Raw genomic sequence first — 14,618 nt, 5'->3', positions numbered from 1 at the left:
TCCCTTTCTCCGGTCCGGATACGGTGCGGTCCCGGCTGCCCCGAGCCTCCCAGCGGAGCACCCGGGCGCGCGGACGCGCTCCCGGTCAACGGGATCAGGGCCGCGGCACCTGGTTCCGCACGACCTTGCCGGTCACGTTGCGCGGCAACGGTTCCGTCCCGATCCGCCACCGCGACGGGACCTTGAAATACGCTAGCCGCTCAGCCGCGAACGCCCGCAACTCCTCCTCGCCGACCGACGCGGACACCACCACGACCGCAGCCACTTCCTGGCCCAGGTCGACATGCGGCACGCCCAGCACAATGCATTCCCGCACCGCCGGGTGTTCGGCCAGCACGTTCTCGACCTCGGCCGGATAAACGTTCTCCCCGCCGTGCAGGATCAAATCCGACCGGCGCGCGGTGAGCCGCAGCTGTCCGCCGGAAAGAACGCCGATGTCCCCGGTGTGCAACCATCGCTGGTCGTCAATAGCGGCGGCCGTAGCTTCGGGATCTTCCCAATAGCCGAGCATCGTGAACGGGCTGCGGACGCAGATCTCTCCCGCGCCGCCGTCGGGCACCAACTCGCCGAAAGCGTCCCGGATCTCCAACTCAACCGTCGCGATCGGATGCCCTACAGTGCCCGGAGACGCGGCGAGATCAGCCGACGTGGCAACGGAAATCGCCGTGGACGATTCCGTCAGGCCATAGCTGTCGACTAATCCCTGTTCCGCCACCGGAAGCTCCGCGCGCAACCGTTGTTGAAAGGCCGGGGAAGAAGGCGCAGCGCCGAGAGTAAAAGCAGTCAGCGAGGAAAGGTCGTACCGGTCAAGATTGCCGTGTTCCAGCAGCCGGTGCGCCATGGTCGGCACGACGCCCCAGTTCGTCACCCGCTCGGCCTCGACCAGCCGCAACACGCGCTCCGCGTCGAACCCGCCCTGGTGCAGCACCACCGCGCTGCCGTCAGCCAGCCGCGGCACGACCAGGTTGTGCAGTCCGGCGATGTGGAACAACGGGACCCCGAGCAGGTACCGCCGCGCGGACGGATCCACCAGGTCGCCGAGCGCTCGCGCGACTTCGCTGTTCAGCCGGTGAAACTCGATCACCGACGTCAGGTTCCGGTGCGTGTGCACCGCGCCTTTCGGGCGTCCGGTGGTGCCGCTGGTATAGAGAATGACCGCCGGATCGTCCTCCTCGACCGCGCAGGAAGGCAGCGGTGCATCCGAACGGCGCGCTAACCGAGGGATGTCCTCCTCGACGGTCAGCACCGGAACGCCGTCCAACAGCGCAGCCCGCTTCGCATCGGCGACCACCAGCGACGGCCGCGTGTGGCCGAGCGCGTACTCCAACTCCCGCCGCGACCACCACGCGTTGCAGCCGACCGCGATCGCGCCCAGCGACACCGTCGCCCAGAACGCGACCACCCATTCCGGACTGTTCGCCGCCGCGATCGCGACCCGGTCGCCCTTGCCGATTCCGTAGTCCTCGCGGAGCGCGCAAGCCACCGACGCCACCTGGCGGGCATGCGCGGCGAAGGTGATCCGGCGGTCGGCCGTCACCAGGTACTCGCGTTCGCCGTGCCGCGCTGAGGCGGCGAGCACCTCCCCCAGCGACCGCGCGCGATGAGCGAAGACCGTCATCGGCACGCCCAGCACAGTCTCCGTGCGCAGTTCACAAGGCCCACCGGGCGCGGTCAGCGCCTGCAGAGGATCAGCGGAGAGGCTCATCAAAGGTCTCCCTCCTCGCGCACCGGTGCGGGCGTGATTGTGCCTGCTCACCGCCGTAAGCGCCGCGCCGATTCCAGTGACCGGGACCGGCTCAGAGGAACGCTGGCTCGCCGTACGCGCCCTGCCGCAGCAGTCCGGGCGACTCGGCCCGGCCGTCGAGGACCCGGTTGGTGCGCCGGGTGACCTTCCAACCCTCCTCGGTGCGCGCGAGCGCCCAATGGTTCGCCGTCGCCCGCCGGACAACAAAGCGGTCGTCCTGATATACCACCATCAGCGAGTGACATACCGCGATCGCCGTATCGCCGTCCACGGTCACGTGCGGCGGGCCGACGAAATGCGCGCAACCGCCGGAAATCCAGCCTTGATGGGCGCTGGACCGCACCATTCGGGCCAGTTGTTCTCGGCCTTCGAGGTAGATCTCGTCGACGTCGTACACCCCGTCCTCGGTCCACAGCGCGGCGACGTCCTCGGCCGCGCCGGCGTCGACCAGCGGTCCGTACGCGGCGATCAGCCTGCTGATCTCGCGTTCGTCCTCCAGCCGCGCGAGCCGTTCCTCCAACTGGGCGATCCGGTCCACTTCAGACCTCGCTTCCTAGCTCGGCGAGCGCTTCGAGCTGCTCGCAATAGTGCTCAGCGGACTTCGCGGCGATCCGCGCACTGACCGTCGTCGCCCCGGCCTCGACGACCCGGGCCAGCCGCTCCCGGCAGGACGCCGCGCCCGGGTCCAGCGGCCTGCCAGGCGACAGCACGACCTGGAAGCCGTCCGGCAGCTCAACCGTGTCGAGCATCCGACGCAGTTCCCCCAGCGACAGCCCGAACGGGACCCAGCCGTCGGCCAGTTCGACCGCCCGCCGGAGCGAGCGCTTGGTTCGGCCGCCGATCCACAGCGGGACTTTCGCCTGCACGGCATGCGGTTCGACGATCATCCCAGCGAAGTCGTAGTGCGGCCCGTGATACTCCGGCAGCCGCTGCGACAACGCCGCTCGCAGCGCCCGCAGCGCGTCGTCGGAACGCTCGCCGCGTTGCTCGAAGGGCACGCCCAGCAGGTCGAACTCCTCCCGCAGCGACCCGACACCCAGGCCGAGCACGAGCCGTCCGCCGCTGACCGTGTCGAGCGTTCCGTAGCGCTTCGCGATCTCCAGCGGATGGTGATATCCCAACACGAGCACCTGCGTGACCAACCGGATCCGGTTGGTATGAGCAGCCAGGTAGCCGAAGGTCGCGAGCGGATCCCAGTACGTCGATCCGCGCTGCTCCGCGACCGCCACCGGCACCGCGACGTGCTCGCTGCAGGTCAGGTGATCGAAGCCGAGCCGGTCCGCGGTCGCCGCGATCCGCGCCAGGTCTTCGATGCCGGCAGTGTCCTCCCAGGCGTTCGGGTCCCCCGGCAGCCGGGTCACCACGGGGCTCACGAGGCCGATGTCCATGCCGCCATGCCTACCGGCCGCCGGGCCGGCGCGAGCGGCTTCTCCCGCTGATCGGGAGCCGTGCCGCAGTCGTGACCCGCCGCGTGTTGACGCCCCGGGAGGCCGCCGTGTTACCTTCAAAACTAGAAATGATTTCAATTCGTCCGCGAGGAGCACAGCATGACGGTTGTCGCGATCGAAACGGACTCCCTCGGCACGGATGTCGCGCAGAACCGCACCTTGCCGCCTTCGATGGTCGAGCGGATGACGCTGATCCTCGACGCCTTCGACGCGCCGAGCACCCGGCTCACCCTCGAACAGGTCGCGCGCACGACCCATCTCCCCCGTTCGACCGCGCACCGCATCCTCGACCAGCTCGTGCGGCTGCAGTGGCTGTCGCATTCGTCGTTCGGGTACGCGCTCGGCGCGCGGGCGCTGAACCTCGGCGGCACCGGCGGCAACCACCTCGAACTGCGCGAGGCGACCGCGGCCGTGCTGCACGAACTGCAGTTGCGCACCGGCATGGTCGCGCACCTGGCGATCCTCGACGGCGCTGACGTCCGGTATCTCGACAAGGTCGGCGGCCGGTTCGCCGCGGTCGTCCCGTCGCGCGTCGGCGGCCGCGCTCCCGCGCAGTGCACCGCGCTCGGCAAGGCGATGCTCGCGTGGCTGCCCGCCGAACAGGTCGAGGACCGCGTCATGCCGACGCTCGGCCGCCAGACCAGCCGGACGATCTGCGACATGGTGACGCTGCACCGCGAACTCGGCCGGATCCGCGACCGCAACGGTCTCGCTTTCGAACGCGGCGAGTGCTTCTCTGATATCTCCTGTGTCGCCGCTGCCATCCGAGGCCCGGAAGGGCCGGAAGCCGCGATCTCTCTGGTCGGCGACGCGCAGACCGCATTGGAGCGGGTCGCGCCGCTTGTCGTGGTCGCCGCGCGGCAGGTCACCCAGGAGCTGTACCCGATGGTCCGGCTGCGCACGGCCGAACCCGCCTGGAACTGACAGTCCACAAAGGACTCTCGGTCACTGGGACAGCACCAGCTCGCGCACCGCCCGCCGTTCTACGTTCAGCCTCGCAGAAGCGGGGCACTGGAAGGAGATCCGACGATGACCACAGTGGAGCCGGCACCGGACGAGGTCCGCGTGATCGAGGCCGGCGCGGCGCCCACGCGGTTCGCCCGCGGATGGCACTGTCTCGGACTGGCCGAGAGTTTCGCCGACGGCAAACCGCATCCGATCACCGCGTTCGGGCAGAAGCTCGTGGTCTTCGCCGGCGAGGACGGCAAGCTCAACGTGCTCGACGCGTACTGCAGGCACATGGGCGGCGATCTGTCGCAGGGCACGGTCAAGGGCAACGAGGTCGCCTGCCCGTTCCACGACTGGCGCTGGGGCGGCGACGGCCGGTGCAAGCAGATTCCCTACAGCCGCCGGGTTCCGCTGCGGGCGCGCACCGCGGCGTGGACGACGCTGGTGCAGGACAAGATGTTGTTCGTCTGGAACGACCCGGAGGGCAATCCGCCGCCGCCTGACGTCGTCATTCCGCGCATCGAGGGCGCCACGCGCGACGACTGGACCGATTGGACCTGGTACGAAACGCACGTCGACACGAACTGCCGCGAGGTCGTCGACAACGTCGTGGACATGGCGCATTTCTTCTACGTCCACTTCGCTTTCCCTACGTACTTCAAGAACATCTTCGAGGGGCACGTCGCCACGCAGCTGCAGCGCGGTTCTTCGCGGGAGGACGTGCGTCCGCCCGCCAAGGAGGGCCAGCTGAAGTCGCTCGGCAATACCTCCGTGGCCGCGTACTACGGGCCGTCTTTCATGATCGACGAGCTGACCTATCACTACGAGGGCATGGACATCGACGCCGTGCTCATCAACTGCCACTACCCCGTCACCGCGAACTCGTTCAAGCTGCAGTACGGGATCATCGTCAAGCGCACGGACAAGCTTTCCGGCACTGAGGCCGAGGCGACCGCGCGCAAAATGGGCGATTTCATCCGGATCGGCTTCGAGCAGGACGTGCAGATCTGGAAGAACAAGACCCGGATCGAGAACCCGCTGCTGTGCGAGGAGGACGGTCCGGTTTACCAGCTGCGGCGCTGGTACGAACAGTTCTATGTGGACGTCGCGGACGTCACGCCGGAGATGACCGAGCGGTTCGAGTTCGAATTGGACACCGCGAAGCCGAACGCCGCGTGGCGCAAGGAGGTCGAGGAGAACCTCAGCCGCCGCACGAGCGAGCGCGTCTGATGGCGATCCGGGCCGACAACCGGCTGCTGGACGAGCCGATGCGGCCGGTCCAATGTGGAACGTGCGAAGCGTGGCTGAAAGTGCGCAAGAGCAGCTGGCATCAGACGAGCATTCAGTGGGATACCAACGCTTCCGCGCGGTGCGTCGAACGGTCGGCTTGCGCGGAGGACTTGTTCCGCGGCTGTGGTGCGCTGCGGGATTCGATTGACCGGGCGGTCGCGGACGGGGGAATTCCGGTGGCTGGAGAATGAGCATGGTCGAGAAGTACGGGCCGTGGGCCGTGATCGCGGGCGGCTCGGAAGGCGTCGGTGCGTCGTTCGCACATCAGCTCGCCGAGGCCGGGATCAATCTGGTGTTGATCGCGCGCAAGCCTGAACCATTGGTGGAAACCGCGGCGGCGGTGCGAGCGCACGGTGTGGAAGTGCTTACCGTGCAGGTGGATCTGCTCGATCCGGAGGCGCTCTCGGCGATCCGGGAAGTGACTGGCGGGCTCGAGGTCGGCTTGCTGATCTTCAATGCTGGCGCGAACAGTTACGGCCACGAGTTCGTGACCGGGGACCTGTCCCGCGTGCACGGAGTGATTGACCTGAACATCACCGCGCAGCTCGCGTTGACACATCACTTCGGCGCGTTGATGGCAGCACGCGGACGCGGTGGGATCATGCTGGTGGGTTCGCTGGCCGGATATCTCGGGCAGGCGGAGATCAGCGTGTATTCCGCGGTGAAGGCGTTCAGCCGGGTGTTCGCCGAGGGGCTGTGGCTGGAGATGCGCGAGCGCGGCGTGGACGTGCTGGAGCTCGTGCTGGGCGTGACCCGGACTCCGGCGATGGAACGGGCCGGGCTGGCGTTCGACCTGCCCGGGCTGAACGTGGCCGAGCCGGACGACGTCGCACGCGAAGGGCTGGCACACCTCGCCGACGGACCGGTGTGGGTGGCTGGCGGGAACCTCGCCGCTGCGGAGAAGCGGAGCGGGTTCCCGCGCGCGGAACTGGCGCTGGCCGCCCACGAGGCGACGCGGAAGCTGCTCCCGACGCGATAGCCAACGTTCCGTGAAGGGCTCCTTGAGGGAATCAGATTCCTTCAAGGAGCCCTTCACGTACCTGGATAGCCAACGTACGTGAGGGGAACCCTCAGGGAATCTGATTCCCTCAGGGTTCCCCTCACGTACCGGCCAAGAATCCGCTCACCGCAGCGTGGAAGCCGGTCGGGTCCTCCACCCACGGCAGATGACCGGCTGGCAGTTGCACGCGCCACGCCATCGGCAGCGCCTGCTCCAGCGAATCCACCGCCCAGCGAGGCCGGATGTCCGCGGTTCCGTCCACGATCAGCGTCGGCACCTCCTGCGCTTCGCACTGGCCACGCAGGTCCGGCGAACGCTCGACGTTCAGAGCCGCATTGCATTCGAAATTCACGCCGAACCACGGGTCAGCCATGGCTTCGGCGTGCTGAAGCGCGCGCTCCCGATCGGCGAAGTCCGCGGACCACTGCAGGACGCAGTACTCCCGGTCCTCCTCCGCGGTACGGTCCCGATCCCGCAGCGACTCCCAGCGCGCCCGGTGCTCGCCGAGCGCGTCGCGGAGGTTGCGCTGGTAGTCCGCGTGCCAGGTCGAGTCGTCGTCAATCCCGGTGCCGGAGACGTAGACCAGCTTCGTCACGCGCTCCGGATGCGCCAGCGTGTAGCGCAACGCCAGCTGCGCGCCCCAAGAATGCCCCAGCAGCGCGACGCGGTCCCAGCCGAAATGGGCCAGGACCGCGTCGAGATCGGCCATCGTCCGCGAGACCGAGTACGGTCCCCGACGCTGCGACCGGCCGCATCCGCGCTGGTCCCAGCGACAGACCGTCGCGGTTCCCGAGAGGGAAGCCGCGACGTCCGCCATCATGTCCCACAGCCCCGGGCCGCCGTGGCAGAAGACGACTGGTTCGCCGTCGCCCGTCCGCGTCGCCCAAAGCCGGATACCGTCTTCCGTACGCACCGCATCATCCACGCGACGCAGTATGGCCGCGTTCAGGCTTGCGCGACGCTCACCCGAACAGTCGTGTCGTTCTCCTCGACCATCCCGCCCTGCGCGGGTTTGCGGCCGTGCTTCATCAACAGGATGATCGCCACCCCGACCACGCCGACGACGCCCGCCCACAGGTAGGACTGGGTGAACGCGGCGTCGCCGTAGATCACCGCGTGCGATTGGGGCAGCGTCATCCGGACGTGCCCGGCCATGATCGCGCCGGTCACCGTCACCGCGGCCGACGACGCCAGCATCGCGATCACGCCGGCGATGCAGTTGCCCGCGCCGCCGAGCCGCTCGGGCAGGGCGTCCTGCAGCAGGTTCGCGTTGGAGGAATGCAGGAACCCGACCGCGAACCCGGCGACGAAGCTGGTGATCGCGACCTGCCACTGCACGGTGAACATCCGCGAGCCGAGGAACATCACGACCAGGAAGCACAGGCTGGACGCGAGCAGCACCTGCCGCGCGCCGATCCGCTTCGACAGGTAGCCGCCGAGCGGGCCGACGACCATGCCCACGACGCCGAGCGGGAACGTCCACAGCGCCAGTTGCAGCGCGGAAAGGCCCACGCCGTAGGTGTTTCCGGGAATGTGCGGCGTTTCGAACATGGTCGGGCTGAGGATGCCGTGCGCGTTCATCATGTACGACACCAGCCCGACGGCGACCACCGTCGGCAGGAATTTGCGGCCGACCAGCACCCGCAGGTCGATCAGCGGTTCCTTGGCCTTCAGCTCGCGCAGCACGAACGCGGCCAGCAGCAGCACCCCGATGCCGAACGCGCCGACCGTGGTCGTCGAGCCCCAGCCCCACTTGCCGCCCTTGCCGACCGCGACGAGCAGAATACCGAGGCTGGCGCCAAGCAGAATGGCGCCGAGAATGTCGAACGACGATTTGACCCGCACCTTGCTTTCCGGCACCAGCCACGCGTGCAGCGGCAGCAGGACGCCGACGTAAATGACCATGAACCAGAACACACTGCGGAAGCCGAAATTGTCGATCAGCCATCCGGCGAGAAACGGCCCGGCGACCGCGCCCATGCCGATTCCGGTGACCACCGAGCCGAGCGCGACCGGAACGTAGGAGCGCGGGATGACGTCGCGGACGAGCGCGTAGGAAATGTTCACGATGCCCACCAGGCTGCCCTGCAGGAGGCGGCCGATCAGGAGCAGCGCGAACACGTCGGTGGTCGCGCACACCACGCTGCCGAGCAGGAAGATCGCGCCCATCACGAGGATGATCCGCTTCTTGCCGTAGCGATCGGCGGCCTTGCCCGCGAGCGGGAGCACGACCGCGCCGGCGAGCGTCACCACCGAGGCCGCCTGCGCCACGTCGAGGGTGCGGAAATGCGCGGCCATCCCGGGCAGCGCCGGATACACCATGAGGATTTCGAACGTGGCTATTTCGGAGAGCAGAATGATCAGCGCGCAAACCGCGATGATCCGCCCGCGGGAAACAGGTCCGTTCGCCGGATTCAGGTCGAGTGCCATGCCGGTCCCTTTCCAGAAGTGATCAGGGGAATCCCCGTCGGAATACGAGGTCCCGCGCTGATGAGGCCGGAATCGCCGTGAGCGTAATCACGGCCTCCGGGCGGTCCCGGCGCGATCCCGCTCACCGGGAGTCTTCTCAGATGTGCGAACCTCCGTCCACGCGGATCTCCGCGCCGGTCAGGTATCCGGCGTCGGCGGACGCGGCGAAGGCGATGGTCGCGGCGATCTGGTCCGGTTCCGCCGCGCCCAGCGGCGAGCGGATCCGGCTGTAGTAGGAGATGTCGAGACCGGCCAGGACATCCGCGCCGACCAGCGGCGTCGCGACTGTGCCCGGCGACACGACAACCACCCGGACGCCGCGGCCGATCACCTCCGCCGCCAGGCTCAACGAGAATCCCAGCACTGCGGCCTTGCTCGCTGAATAAGCTGTCATGTAAGGATTTCCGTGCGTTGCGGAGCTGGAGGCGACGTTCACAATCACGCCACTGCCGTCGGGCAGGTGCGGCAAGGATTCCCGGCAGCACAGCGCGGTGCCGATCAGGTTCACGTCGTAGAGCCGTCGGAGATCCGCGACGGTCAACTCCGCGATCGGGGTGGTGCGGTGGATTCCGGCGACATTGACGACCACGTCGATACCGTCGAGTTCAGCCGCGGCGGCCCGGACCGCGGCGGAAACCGCGGTCTCGTCGGAAACATCGGCCTGATACTGGAGGATCCGTTCGGCTTCCGGCAGCCCGGAATGGTCGACGTCGACGGAGAAGACTGCCGCCCCTTCGGCCGCGAGACGGAGCGCGGCAGCTCGGCCGATCCCCGAGCCACCACCGGTGAGCAGGACTTTCGCGTTCTCGAAGCGGTGCACCCGTCGCACGCTGCCACCGGCGCCGCTCCCTACGCGGCGGCGATCCCGCTCACCGGGCCTCGTGAGTGTTTATCCCGGGGTGGATTCATGTGGTCGTCGCAACATGGTCCATTTAGGACAGTAGCATGGCGAGTCGTTCGGCGGGGGTGTCCCAGTCGAGTGTTTTGCGGGGGCGGGCGTTGAGTTCGGCGGCGACTTTCGCGAGGTCGTGGGCGCTGTGCGCGGAGAGGTCGGTGCCTTTGGGGAAGTACTGGCGGAGCAGGCCGTTGGTGTTCTCGTTGGAGCCGCGTTGCCAGGGCGAGTGCGGGTCGCAGAAGTAGATGTCGAGGTCGGTGGCCAGGGTGACGGCGGCGTGCTGGGCCATTTCGGTGCCCTGGTCCCAGGTCAGGGACCTGCGCAGCTGCTCGGGCAGACGCTGGATCGTCGCGGTCATCTCGGCGGCGACCGCTGCGGCGTCTTTGCCGTCGGGCAGGTGCAGCAGCAGGCAGAACCTGCTGGAGCGTTCGACCAGGGTGCCGATCACCGAGCGGCCGTCCTTGCCGACGATCAGGTCTCCTTCCCAGTGCCCGGGCACCGCCCGGTCGTCGGCCTCCGGGGGCCGTTCGGAGATCGGGACCATGCCGGCGATCTTGCCCTGGCGGGCGCGGCGCCCGTCGGGCGTCCGCCGGGGTTTGCGGACCGCGCGACCGGTGCGCAGGCACGCGGCCAGCTCGCGCCGCAGCGCGCCCCGGCCCTGGACGTAGAGGGCCTGGTAGATCGTCTCGTGGGTCACGTGCATCCTCGGCTGGTCGGGAAAGTCCCGCTTCAGCCTGGCAGCGATCTGCTCCGGGGACCACCACGCGAGCAGGTCCTGCCGCACCCGCTCGGCCAGCACCGGGTCAGCGGCCAGTTTCGCCGTCTTCGGCCGTCTCGCCCGCTGCTCGGCCGCGTGCTGCGCGGTGCTGGCCCGATAGCCCTCCGCGGTGCCGTTGCGGTCCAGTTCCCGCCCGATCGTCGAACGATTCCGGCCCAGCCGCCGCGCGATCTCCGCCCTCGGCAGCTCCCGGGCACGCAAAACCATGATTTCCTCCCGCTCGGCCAGCGAGAGATAACGACCCGACCCGGCCTGCGGCGCGTTGGCGATCACACCGCCAGCCTCGACGAACAACCGCCTCCCGCTAGCCCGCGACACGCCCGACGCCCGAGACGCCTCCTCCACCGGCAACCCGGCCCGCACCCCGTCCCAGAACGCCACCCGAACACCCCGGGACAACCAACGACGACGTTTCCCCACCACCGCAACACCTCCCACAACAGGTGTTGCAACGACCACCAGAACCCAAGCGGTTCTAACCGGGATAAACACTCACGACGCTTCGTACGTAACCCTCACCTGATCCGTCCGCGGGCGGGCCTGGCAGGCCAGAATCAACCCGTCCGCAAGATCCTGCGCGTCGAGGACTTCGTTGTGCGCCAGGTCCACTTCACCGCTCACCAGCACACAGGCGCAAGCACTGCACGCGCCCTCCCGGCACGAGAACGGCGCGTCCAAACCTGCCGCCAGGAGGACGTCAAGCAATGCGTTCTCTCGTGGCCAGCGCAACGTCCGCGTCTCGCCGTCGAGTTCGACTTCCACCGTGCTCGCCGGGCCGGACTCGTCCACCTCCACCGCGGCGAACGGGTCGCCAGTGAGTGACGTGAACCTTTCCACGGTAACGCTTTCCACGCTGAGTCCATTAAGGACGATGGAAGCCAGATCCATGAACGGGCCAGGTCCACAGAGGAACGCCGCTCGCTCCCGATACGGCGCGGCCAACGCCCGAAGCCCGGCCTCGGTCGGCAACCCCTGCACCGATTCCAGCCAGTGCAGCACGGTCAGCCGGTCCGGATGTTCCTTCGTCAGCCGCAGCAGCTCGTCCCGGAAAATCACCGACTGCTCGTCGCGGTTCGCGTAGACCAGGGTCACCCGCCCGGAACCGGCTCGCAGACAGGACTTCAGGATCGACATCACCGGCGTGATCCCGCTGCCCGCGGCGAGCAGCAGCACGTCGGCGTCGAGGGAGCGCGGCGTGAACGTGCCGGACGGCCGCAGCACGTCCAGCACAGTCCCCTCGACCGCATTGTCCACCAACCAATTCGATCCGTACCCGCCCGCAGTGCGCTTCACCGTGATTCTCGGCGGCTCCTCGCAATGCGGGGAACTGCACAGCGAATAGCAACGCGCGACACTGTCCTCAGTAGACGGAATCCGCACGGTGAGGAATTGCCCCGGCAGGTAGTCGAAACTGCCGTCGATCGGTTCCAGTACCAGCGAATGCGCGTCGGCGGTCTCGCGGACCACCTCGGTCACCCGCACGCGCATCGTGCTCATGCCGAGCGCGCGGCGTGCTGCGCCGCGAGATAGCCGAAGACGATCGACGGCCCGATCGTCGCGCCCGGACCAGCGTATTCGTTGCCCATCACCGCGGCGGTCGTGTTGCCGGTGGCGTACAGGCCGTCGATCGCCGAGCCGTCGCCGCGCAGCACCCGGCTGTTCTCGTCGCACACCAGGCCGCCCTTGGTGCCGAGGTCGCCGACCTCGATCCGGAACGCGTAATACGGCCCCTTCTCGATCACGTCGAGACAGGGATTCGGCAACGTCGGGTCGCCGTAGTACCGGTCGTAGGCGGACTCGCCGCGACCGAAATCGCTGTCCACTCCGGCACGGGCAAAACCGTTGAACCGCTTCACGGTTTCCGCCAGCGCGTCAGCCGGAACACCGATCTTCTCGGCAAGACCAGCCAATGTCTCGGACCGATGCGCGATTCCCGCCGCGTAATACGGCTCCGGAATCGGCGCACCCGGCAAGATCTGCGCGAACGGATACCGCGCGCGGGCCTTCGCGTCCATGACGAACCATGCGGGTACGTGTCCGCCCTCAAGCTGGGCGTGCACGAAGGTGACATACGGCGCGGACTCGTTGGTGAACCGCCTGCCCTCGGCCGACACGATGACCGAACGCGGGATCGACCGTTCGGACACCAGCGGCACGACCGCGCCGGACGGGTGCCGCACCGACGGCATCCACCACGCGTCGTCCATCAAATCCGTAGCCGCGCCAACGCCCAGCCCGGCCTCGATGCCGTCGCCGACGTTCTCCCGCGCGCCGCCGCTGTAGTCATCCCAGGCGGCTTCCGGCAGATAGCGTTTCCGCAGGTCAGCGCTGTGCTCGAAGCCGCCGGTCGCCAGCAGCACGCCACGGCGGGCGCGGATCCGCTGCTGCGCACCGTCGTGCTCGGCGACAATCCCGGTCACCCGGCCGTCCTCGACCACCAGCTCGGTCATCGGCGACCGCAGCCACAACGGGACCCCGGCGTCCTTCAACGCCATCCGCAACCGCGCGACCAGCGCACGGCCGCCGGTCGCCATGTGCCGGCGCCGGACCACATTGGACGACACCCGCCAGGCCGCGATCACCGACGCCCACCGGCCGCGCCAGGTGCGCTTGACCATCGCCAGATCGTGGTAATCCTTCGCGGTGACCCACAGGCCGAGCGGGCCCTTCATCGTGTTCGGCCGCTGGTGCCGCTCGTCCTCGCCGAGGTTCCGGGTGTCGAACGGCTTCGCCTCGACCGACCGGCCTAGCGGACGGCCACCTTCCAGTTCCGGGTGGTAATCGGCGTAACCCTTGACCCAGAAGAACCGCAGCCATTTGCTGCGCTCCAGCAGTTCCATCGCCGCCGGACCATGGTCGACATACGCGTCGAGCCGCTTCGCCGGAACGCGTCCTTCGGTGAGCAGATCGAGGTAACGGCGGATCGACTCCCGGCTGTCGTCGTGCCCGGCCGCGCGCAGCGTCGGGTTGTTCGGGATCCAGATGCCGCCGCCGGAAATCCCGGTGGAGCCGCCGTACATCGCGCCTTTCTCGACGACCAGCACGTCCAGCCCGGCCGCCGCGGCGGTCAGTGCTGCGGTCATTCCGCCGCCGCCCGACCCCACGACGACGAAGTCGTACTCCGCGTCCCAGGCCATCATTCGCCGTCCTTCCGGAGCAGGAACGCGAGAACGGCGCTTTCCCACGCTTCTTTCTGCTCGATCATCGTCCAATGACCGCAATTCGGAAGAATGTGGAGTTCCGCGTGGGGAATCGTGCGCATCGGAATCAACGCCATGTCGAGCGGGCTGACCCGGTCGTCCCGGCCCCAGGTGATGAGCGTGCGGGCGCGGATCTTGCGCAGTGTCGCCCACAGCGGGGTGACATCGAGGGCCGCCTGCGCCTGCAGCACGCCTTTGCCGTACATTTTCTTGGCACTGGCCAAGGAATCCGCCGCGGTCGCGAGCCGCCAGCGTTCCTCGATCAGTTCTTCGGTGATCAGGCCGCGGTCGAAAACCATCGAATTCAGCCACTGCACGAGCCGTTCGCGCGTCGGGTCCTCGACGAATTCGGTCAGCAGGTTGATGCCCTCGCCCGGAGCCGGGCTGAAGATGTTCGTGCCCATCCCGCCGACGGTCACCAGCCTGCGGACGCGATCCGGCTGCGCGATCGCGGTGCGGGTGGCGACGAACCCGCCCATCGAGTTGCCGACGAGGTCGGCGGCGGCGATGCCGAGCCCGTCGAGCAGGTCGAGCACCGCGCGTTCGGCGGCGGGCATCGGCGGGCCCGCGACCGGGTCGCTCACGCCGAATCCGGGGAATTCCAGGATCAGGCACCGGAAATGCGCGGCGAACGACGGCAGATTCGCCCGGAAGTTCTGCCATCCGGTGACGCCGGGGCCGGATCCGTGCAGCAGCACGACCGGCGGGCCGTCGCCTGCTTCGTGGTAGCGCAGCACGCCCCGGTCGGTGCGGAGTTCGCGCAGCGTCGCGTCGTGGCTCAGTTCCGGCATGGCTGACCTCTTGCTCGTGGGTGCGGGATGCCGCCGAAGCTAGCCAGCCGCCGCA

General features: G+C 68.3%; 14 protein-coding genes. 4 read left to right on the top strand and 10 right to left on the bottom strand.

Translation table 11 applies throughout. The annotated features are described in order from the left end of the window. Positions 1–94: 94 nt before the first annotated feature. The 3 genes from AB5I40_RS43620 to AB5I40_RS43610 form a co-directional block, all read right to left on the bottom strand. Positions 95–1,705: a class I adenylate-forming enzyme family protein gene (locus AB5I40_RS43620; protein WP_370936038.1), complete on the bottom strand. Its 1,611-nt coding sequence runs from the start codon at positions 1,703–1,705 to the stop codon at positions 95–97. 91 nt (positions 1,706–1,796) lie between these two features. Beyond that, positions 1,797–2,282: a nuclear transport factor 2 family protein gene (locus AB5I40_RS43615; protein WP_370936037.1), complete on the bottom strand. Its 486-nt coding sequence runs from the start codon at positions 2,280–2,282 to the stop codon at positions 1,797–1,799. A 1-nt stretch (position 2,283) separates the two neighbouring features. Then, positions 2,284–3,132 (bottom strand): LLM class F420-dependent oxidoreductase, encoded by an 849-nt coding sequence (locus AB5I40_RS43610; RefSeq protein WP_370936036.1) that lies wholly within the window; start codon positions 3,130–3,132, stop codon positions 2,284–2,286. A gap of 159 nt (positions 3,133–3,291) precedes the next feature. On the opposite strand from AB5I40_RS43610, the gene AB5I40_RS43605 reads away from it, so the two are divergent. From AB5I40_RS43605 to AB5I40_RS43590, 4 genes are all read left to right on the top strand, one after another. Continuing rightward, positions 3,292–4,116 carry an IclR family transcriptional regulator gene (locus AB5I40_RS43605; protein ID WP_370936035.1) on the top strand — a complete coding sequence of 275 codons (825 nt, stop codon included), beginning with the start codon at positions 3,292–3,294 and terminating at the stop codon, positions 4,114–4,116. Between the two features lie 105 nt (positions 4,117–4,221). Continuing rightward, entirely contained in the window at positions 4,222–5,370 is a 1,149-nt protein-coding gene (locus tag AB5I40_RS43600; RefSeq protein WP_370936034.1) for a Rieske 2Fe-2S domain-containing protein, read from the top strand. After that, positions 5,370–5,621 (top strand): ferredoxin, encoded by a 252-nt coding sequence (locus AB5I40_RS43595; protein WP_370936033.1) that lies wholly within the window; start codon positions 5,370–5,372, stop codon positions 5,619–5,621. The genes AB5I40_RS43600 and AB5I40_RS43595 overlap by 1 nt, the downstream gene beginning before the upstream one ends. Beyond that, positions 5,618–6,409, top strand: coding sequence for an SDR family NAD(P)-dependent oxidoreductase (locus AB5I40_RS43590; RefSeq protein ID WP_370936032.1), 792 nt, complete (start codon positions 5,618–5,620; stop codon positions 6,407–6,409). The genes AB5I40_RS43595 and AB5I40_RS43590 overlap by 4 nt, the downstream gene beginning before the upstream one ends. A gap of 121 nt (positions 6,410–6,530) precedes the next feature. Here the strand turns inward: AB5I40_RS43590 and AB5I40_RS43585 are convergent, their stop codons facing one another. From AB5I40_RS43585 to AB5I40_RS43555, 7 genes are all read right to left on the bottom strand, one after another. Next, entirely contained in the window at positions 6,531–7,355 is an 825-nt protein-coding gene (locus AB5I40_RS43585) for an alpha/beta fold hydrolase (RefSeq protein WP_370936031.1), read from the bottom strand. Positions 7,356–7,375: 20 nt separating this feature from the next. After that, positions 7,376–8,860 carry an MFS transporter gene (locus tag AB5I40_RS43580; protein ID WP_370936030.1) on the bottom strand — a complete coding sequence of 495 codons (1,485 nt, stop codon included), beginning with the start codon at positions 8,858–8,860 and terminating at the stop codon, positions 7,376–7,378. A 136-nt stretch (positions 8,861–8,996) separates the two neighbouring features. After that, a complete protein-coding gene (locus tag AB5I40_RS43575; RefSeq protein ID WP_370936029.1) occupies positions 8,997–9,719 on the bottom strand; it encodes an SDR family NAD(P)-dependent oxidoreductase in 723 nt (240 codons plus the stop codon). 112 nt (positions 9,720–9,831) lie between these two features. Further along, complete coding sequence (locus tag AB5I40_RS43570; protein WP_370936028.1) at positions 9,832–11,010, bottom strand: IS30 family transposase; 1,179 nt, start codon at positions 11,008–11,010, stop codon at positions 9,832–9,834. A gap of 54 nt (positions 11,011–11,064) precedes the next feature. Further along, positions 11,065–12,069 carry a 2Fe-2S iron-sulfur cluster-binding protein gene (locus AB5I40_RS43565; protein WP_370936027.1) on the bottom strand — a complete coding sequence of 335 codons (1,005 nt, stop codon included), beginning with the start codon at positions 12,067–12,069 and terminating at the stop codon, positions 11,065–11,067. Beyond that, positions 12,066–13,709, bottom strand: a complete 1,644-nt coding sequence (locus AB5I40_RS43560; protein ID WP_370940723.1) for an FAD-binding protein — start codon at positions 13,707–13,709, stop codon at positions 12,066–12,068. Before AB5I40_RS43560 ends, AB5I40_RS43565 begins: the two co-directional genes overlap by 4 nt. Beyond that, on the bottom strand, positions 13,709–14,563 hold the full coding sequence (locus AB5I40_RS43555; protein WP_370936026.1) for an alpha/beta fold hydrolase: 855 nt from the start codon (positions 14,561–14,563) through the stop codon (positions 13,709–13,711). Before AB5I40_RS43555 ends, AB5I40_RS43560 begins: the two co-directional genes overlap by 1 nt. Positions 14,564–14,618 lie beyond the last annotated feature (55 nt).

This window comes from Amycolatopsis sp. cg13 (genome assembly GCF_041346965.1).
In the GTDB taxonomy this organism is placed as follows: domain Bacteria; phylum Actinomycetota; class Actinomycetes; order Mycobacteriales; family Pseudonocardiaceae; genus Amycolatopsis.
Note: the sequence above shows the minus strand (reverse complement) of the source record. Positions and strands in the feature narration are given on the sequence as shown.

Excerpts from the sequence above, each read along its gene's own strand:
- AB5I40_RS43620 (WP_370936038.1), bottom strand. The coding sequence starts at position 1,705 with ATGAGCCTCTCCGCTGATCCTCTGCAGGCGCTGACCGCGCCCGGTGGG.
- AB5I40_RS43610 (WP_370936036.1), bottom strand. The coding sequence starts at position 3,132 with ATGGACATCGGCCTCGTGAGCCCCGTGGTGACCCGGCTGCCGGGGGAC.
- AB5I40_RS43605 (WP_370936035.1), top strand. The coding sequence starts at position 3,292 with ATGACGGTTGTCGCGATCGAAACGGACTCCCTCGGCACGGATGTCGCG.
- AB5I40_RS43600 (WP_370936034.1), top strand. The coding sequence starts at position 4,222 with ATGACCACAGTGGAGCCGGCACCGGACGAGGTCCGCGTGATCGAGGCC.
- AB5I40_RS43595 (WP_370936033.1), top strand. The coding sequence starts at position 5,370 with ATGGCGATCCGGGCCGACAACCGGCTGCTGGACGAGCCGATGCGGCCG.
- AB5I40_RS43590 (WP_370936032.1), top strand. The coding sequence starts at position 5,618 with ATGAGCATGGTCGAGAAGTACGGGCCGTGGGCCGTGATCGCGGGCGGC.
- AB5I40_RS43580 (WP_370936030.1), bottom strand. The coding sequence starts at position 8,860 with ATGGCACTCGACCTGAATCCGGCGAACGGACCTGTTTCCCGCGGGCGG.
- AB5I40_RS43565 (WP_370936027.1), bottom strand. The coding sequence starts at position 12,069 with ATGAGCACGATGCGCGTGCGGGTGACCGAGGTGGTCCGCGAGACCGCC.
- AB5I40_RS43560 (WP_370940723.1), bottom strand. The coding sequence starts at position 13,709 with ATGGCCTGGGACGCGGAGTACGACTTCGTCGTCGTGGGGTCGGGCGGC.
- AB5I40_RS43555 (WP_370936026.1), bottom strand. The coding sequence starts at position 14,563 with ATGCCGGAACTGAGCCACGACGCGACGCTGCGCGAACTCCGCACCGAC.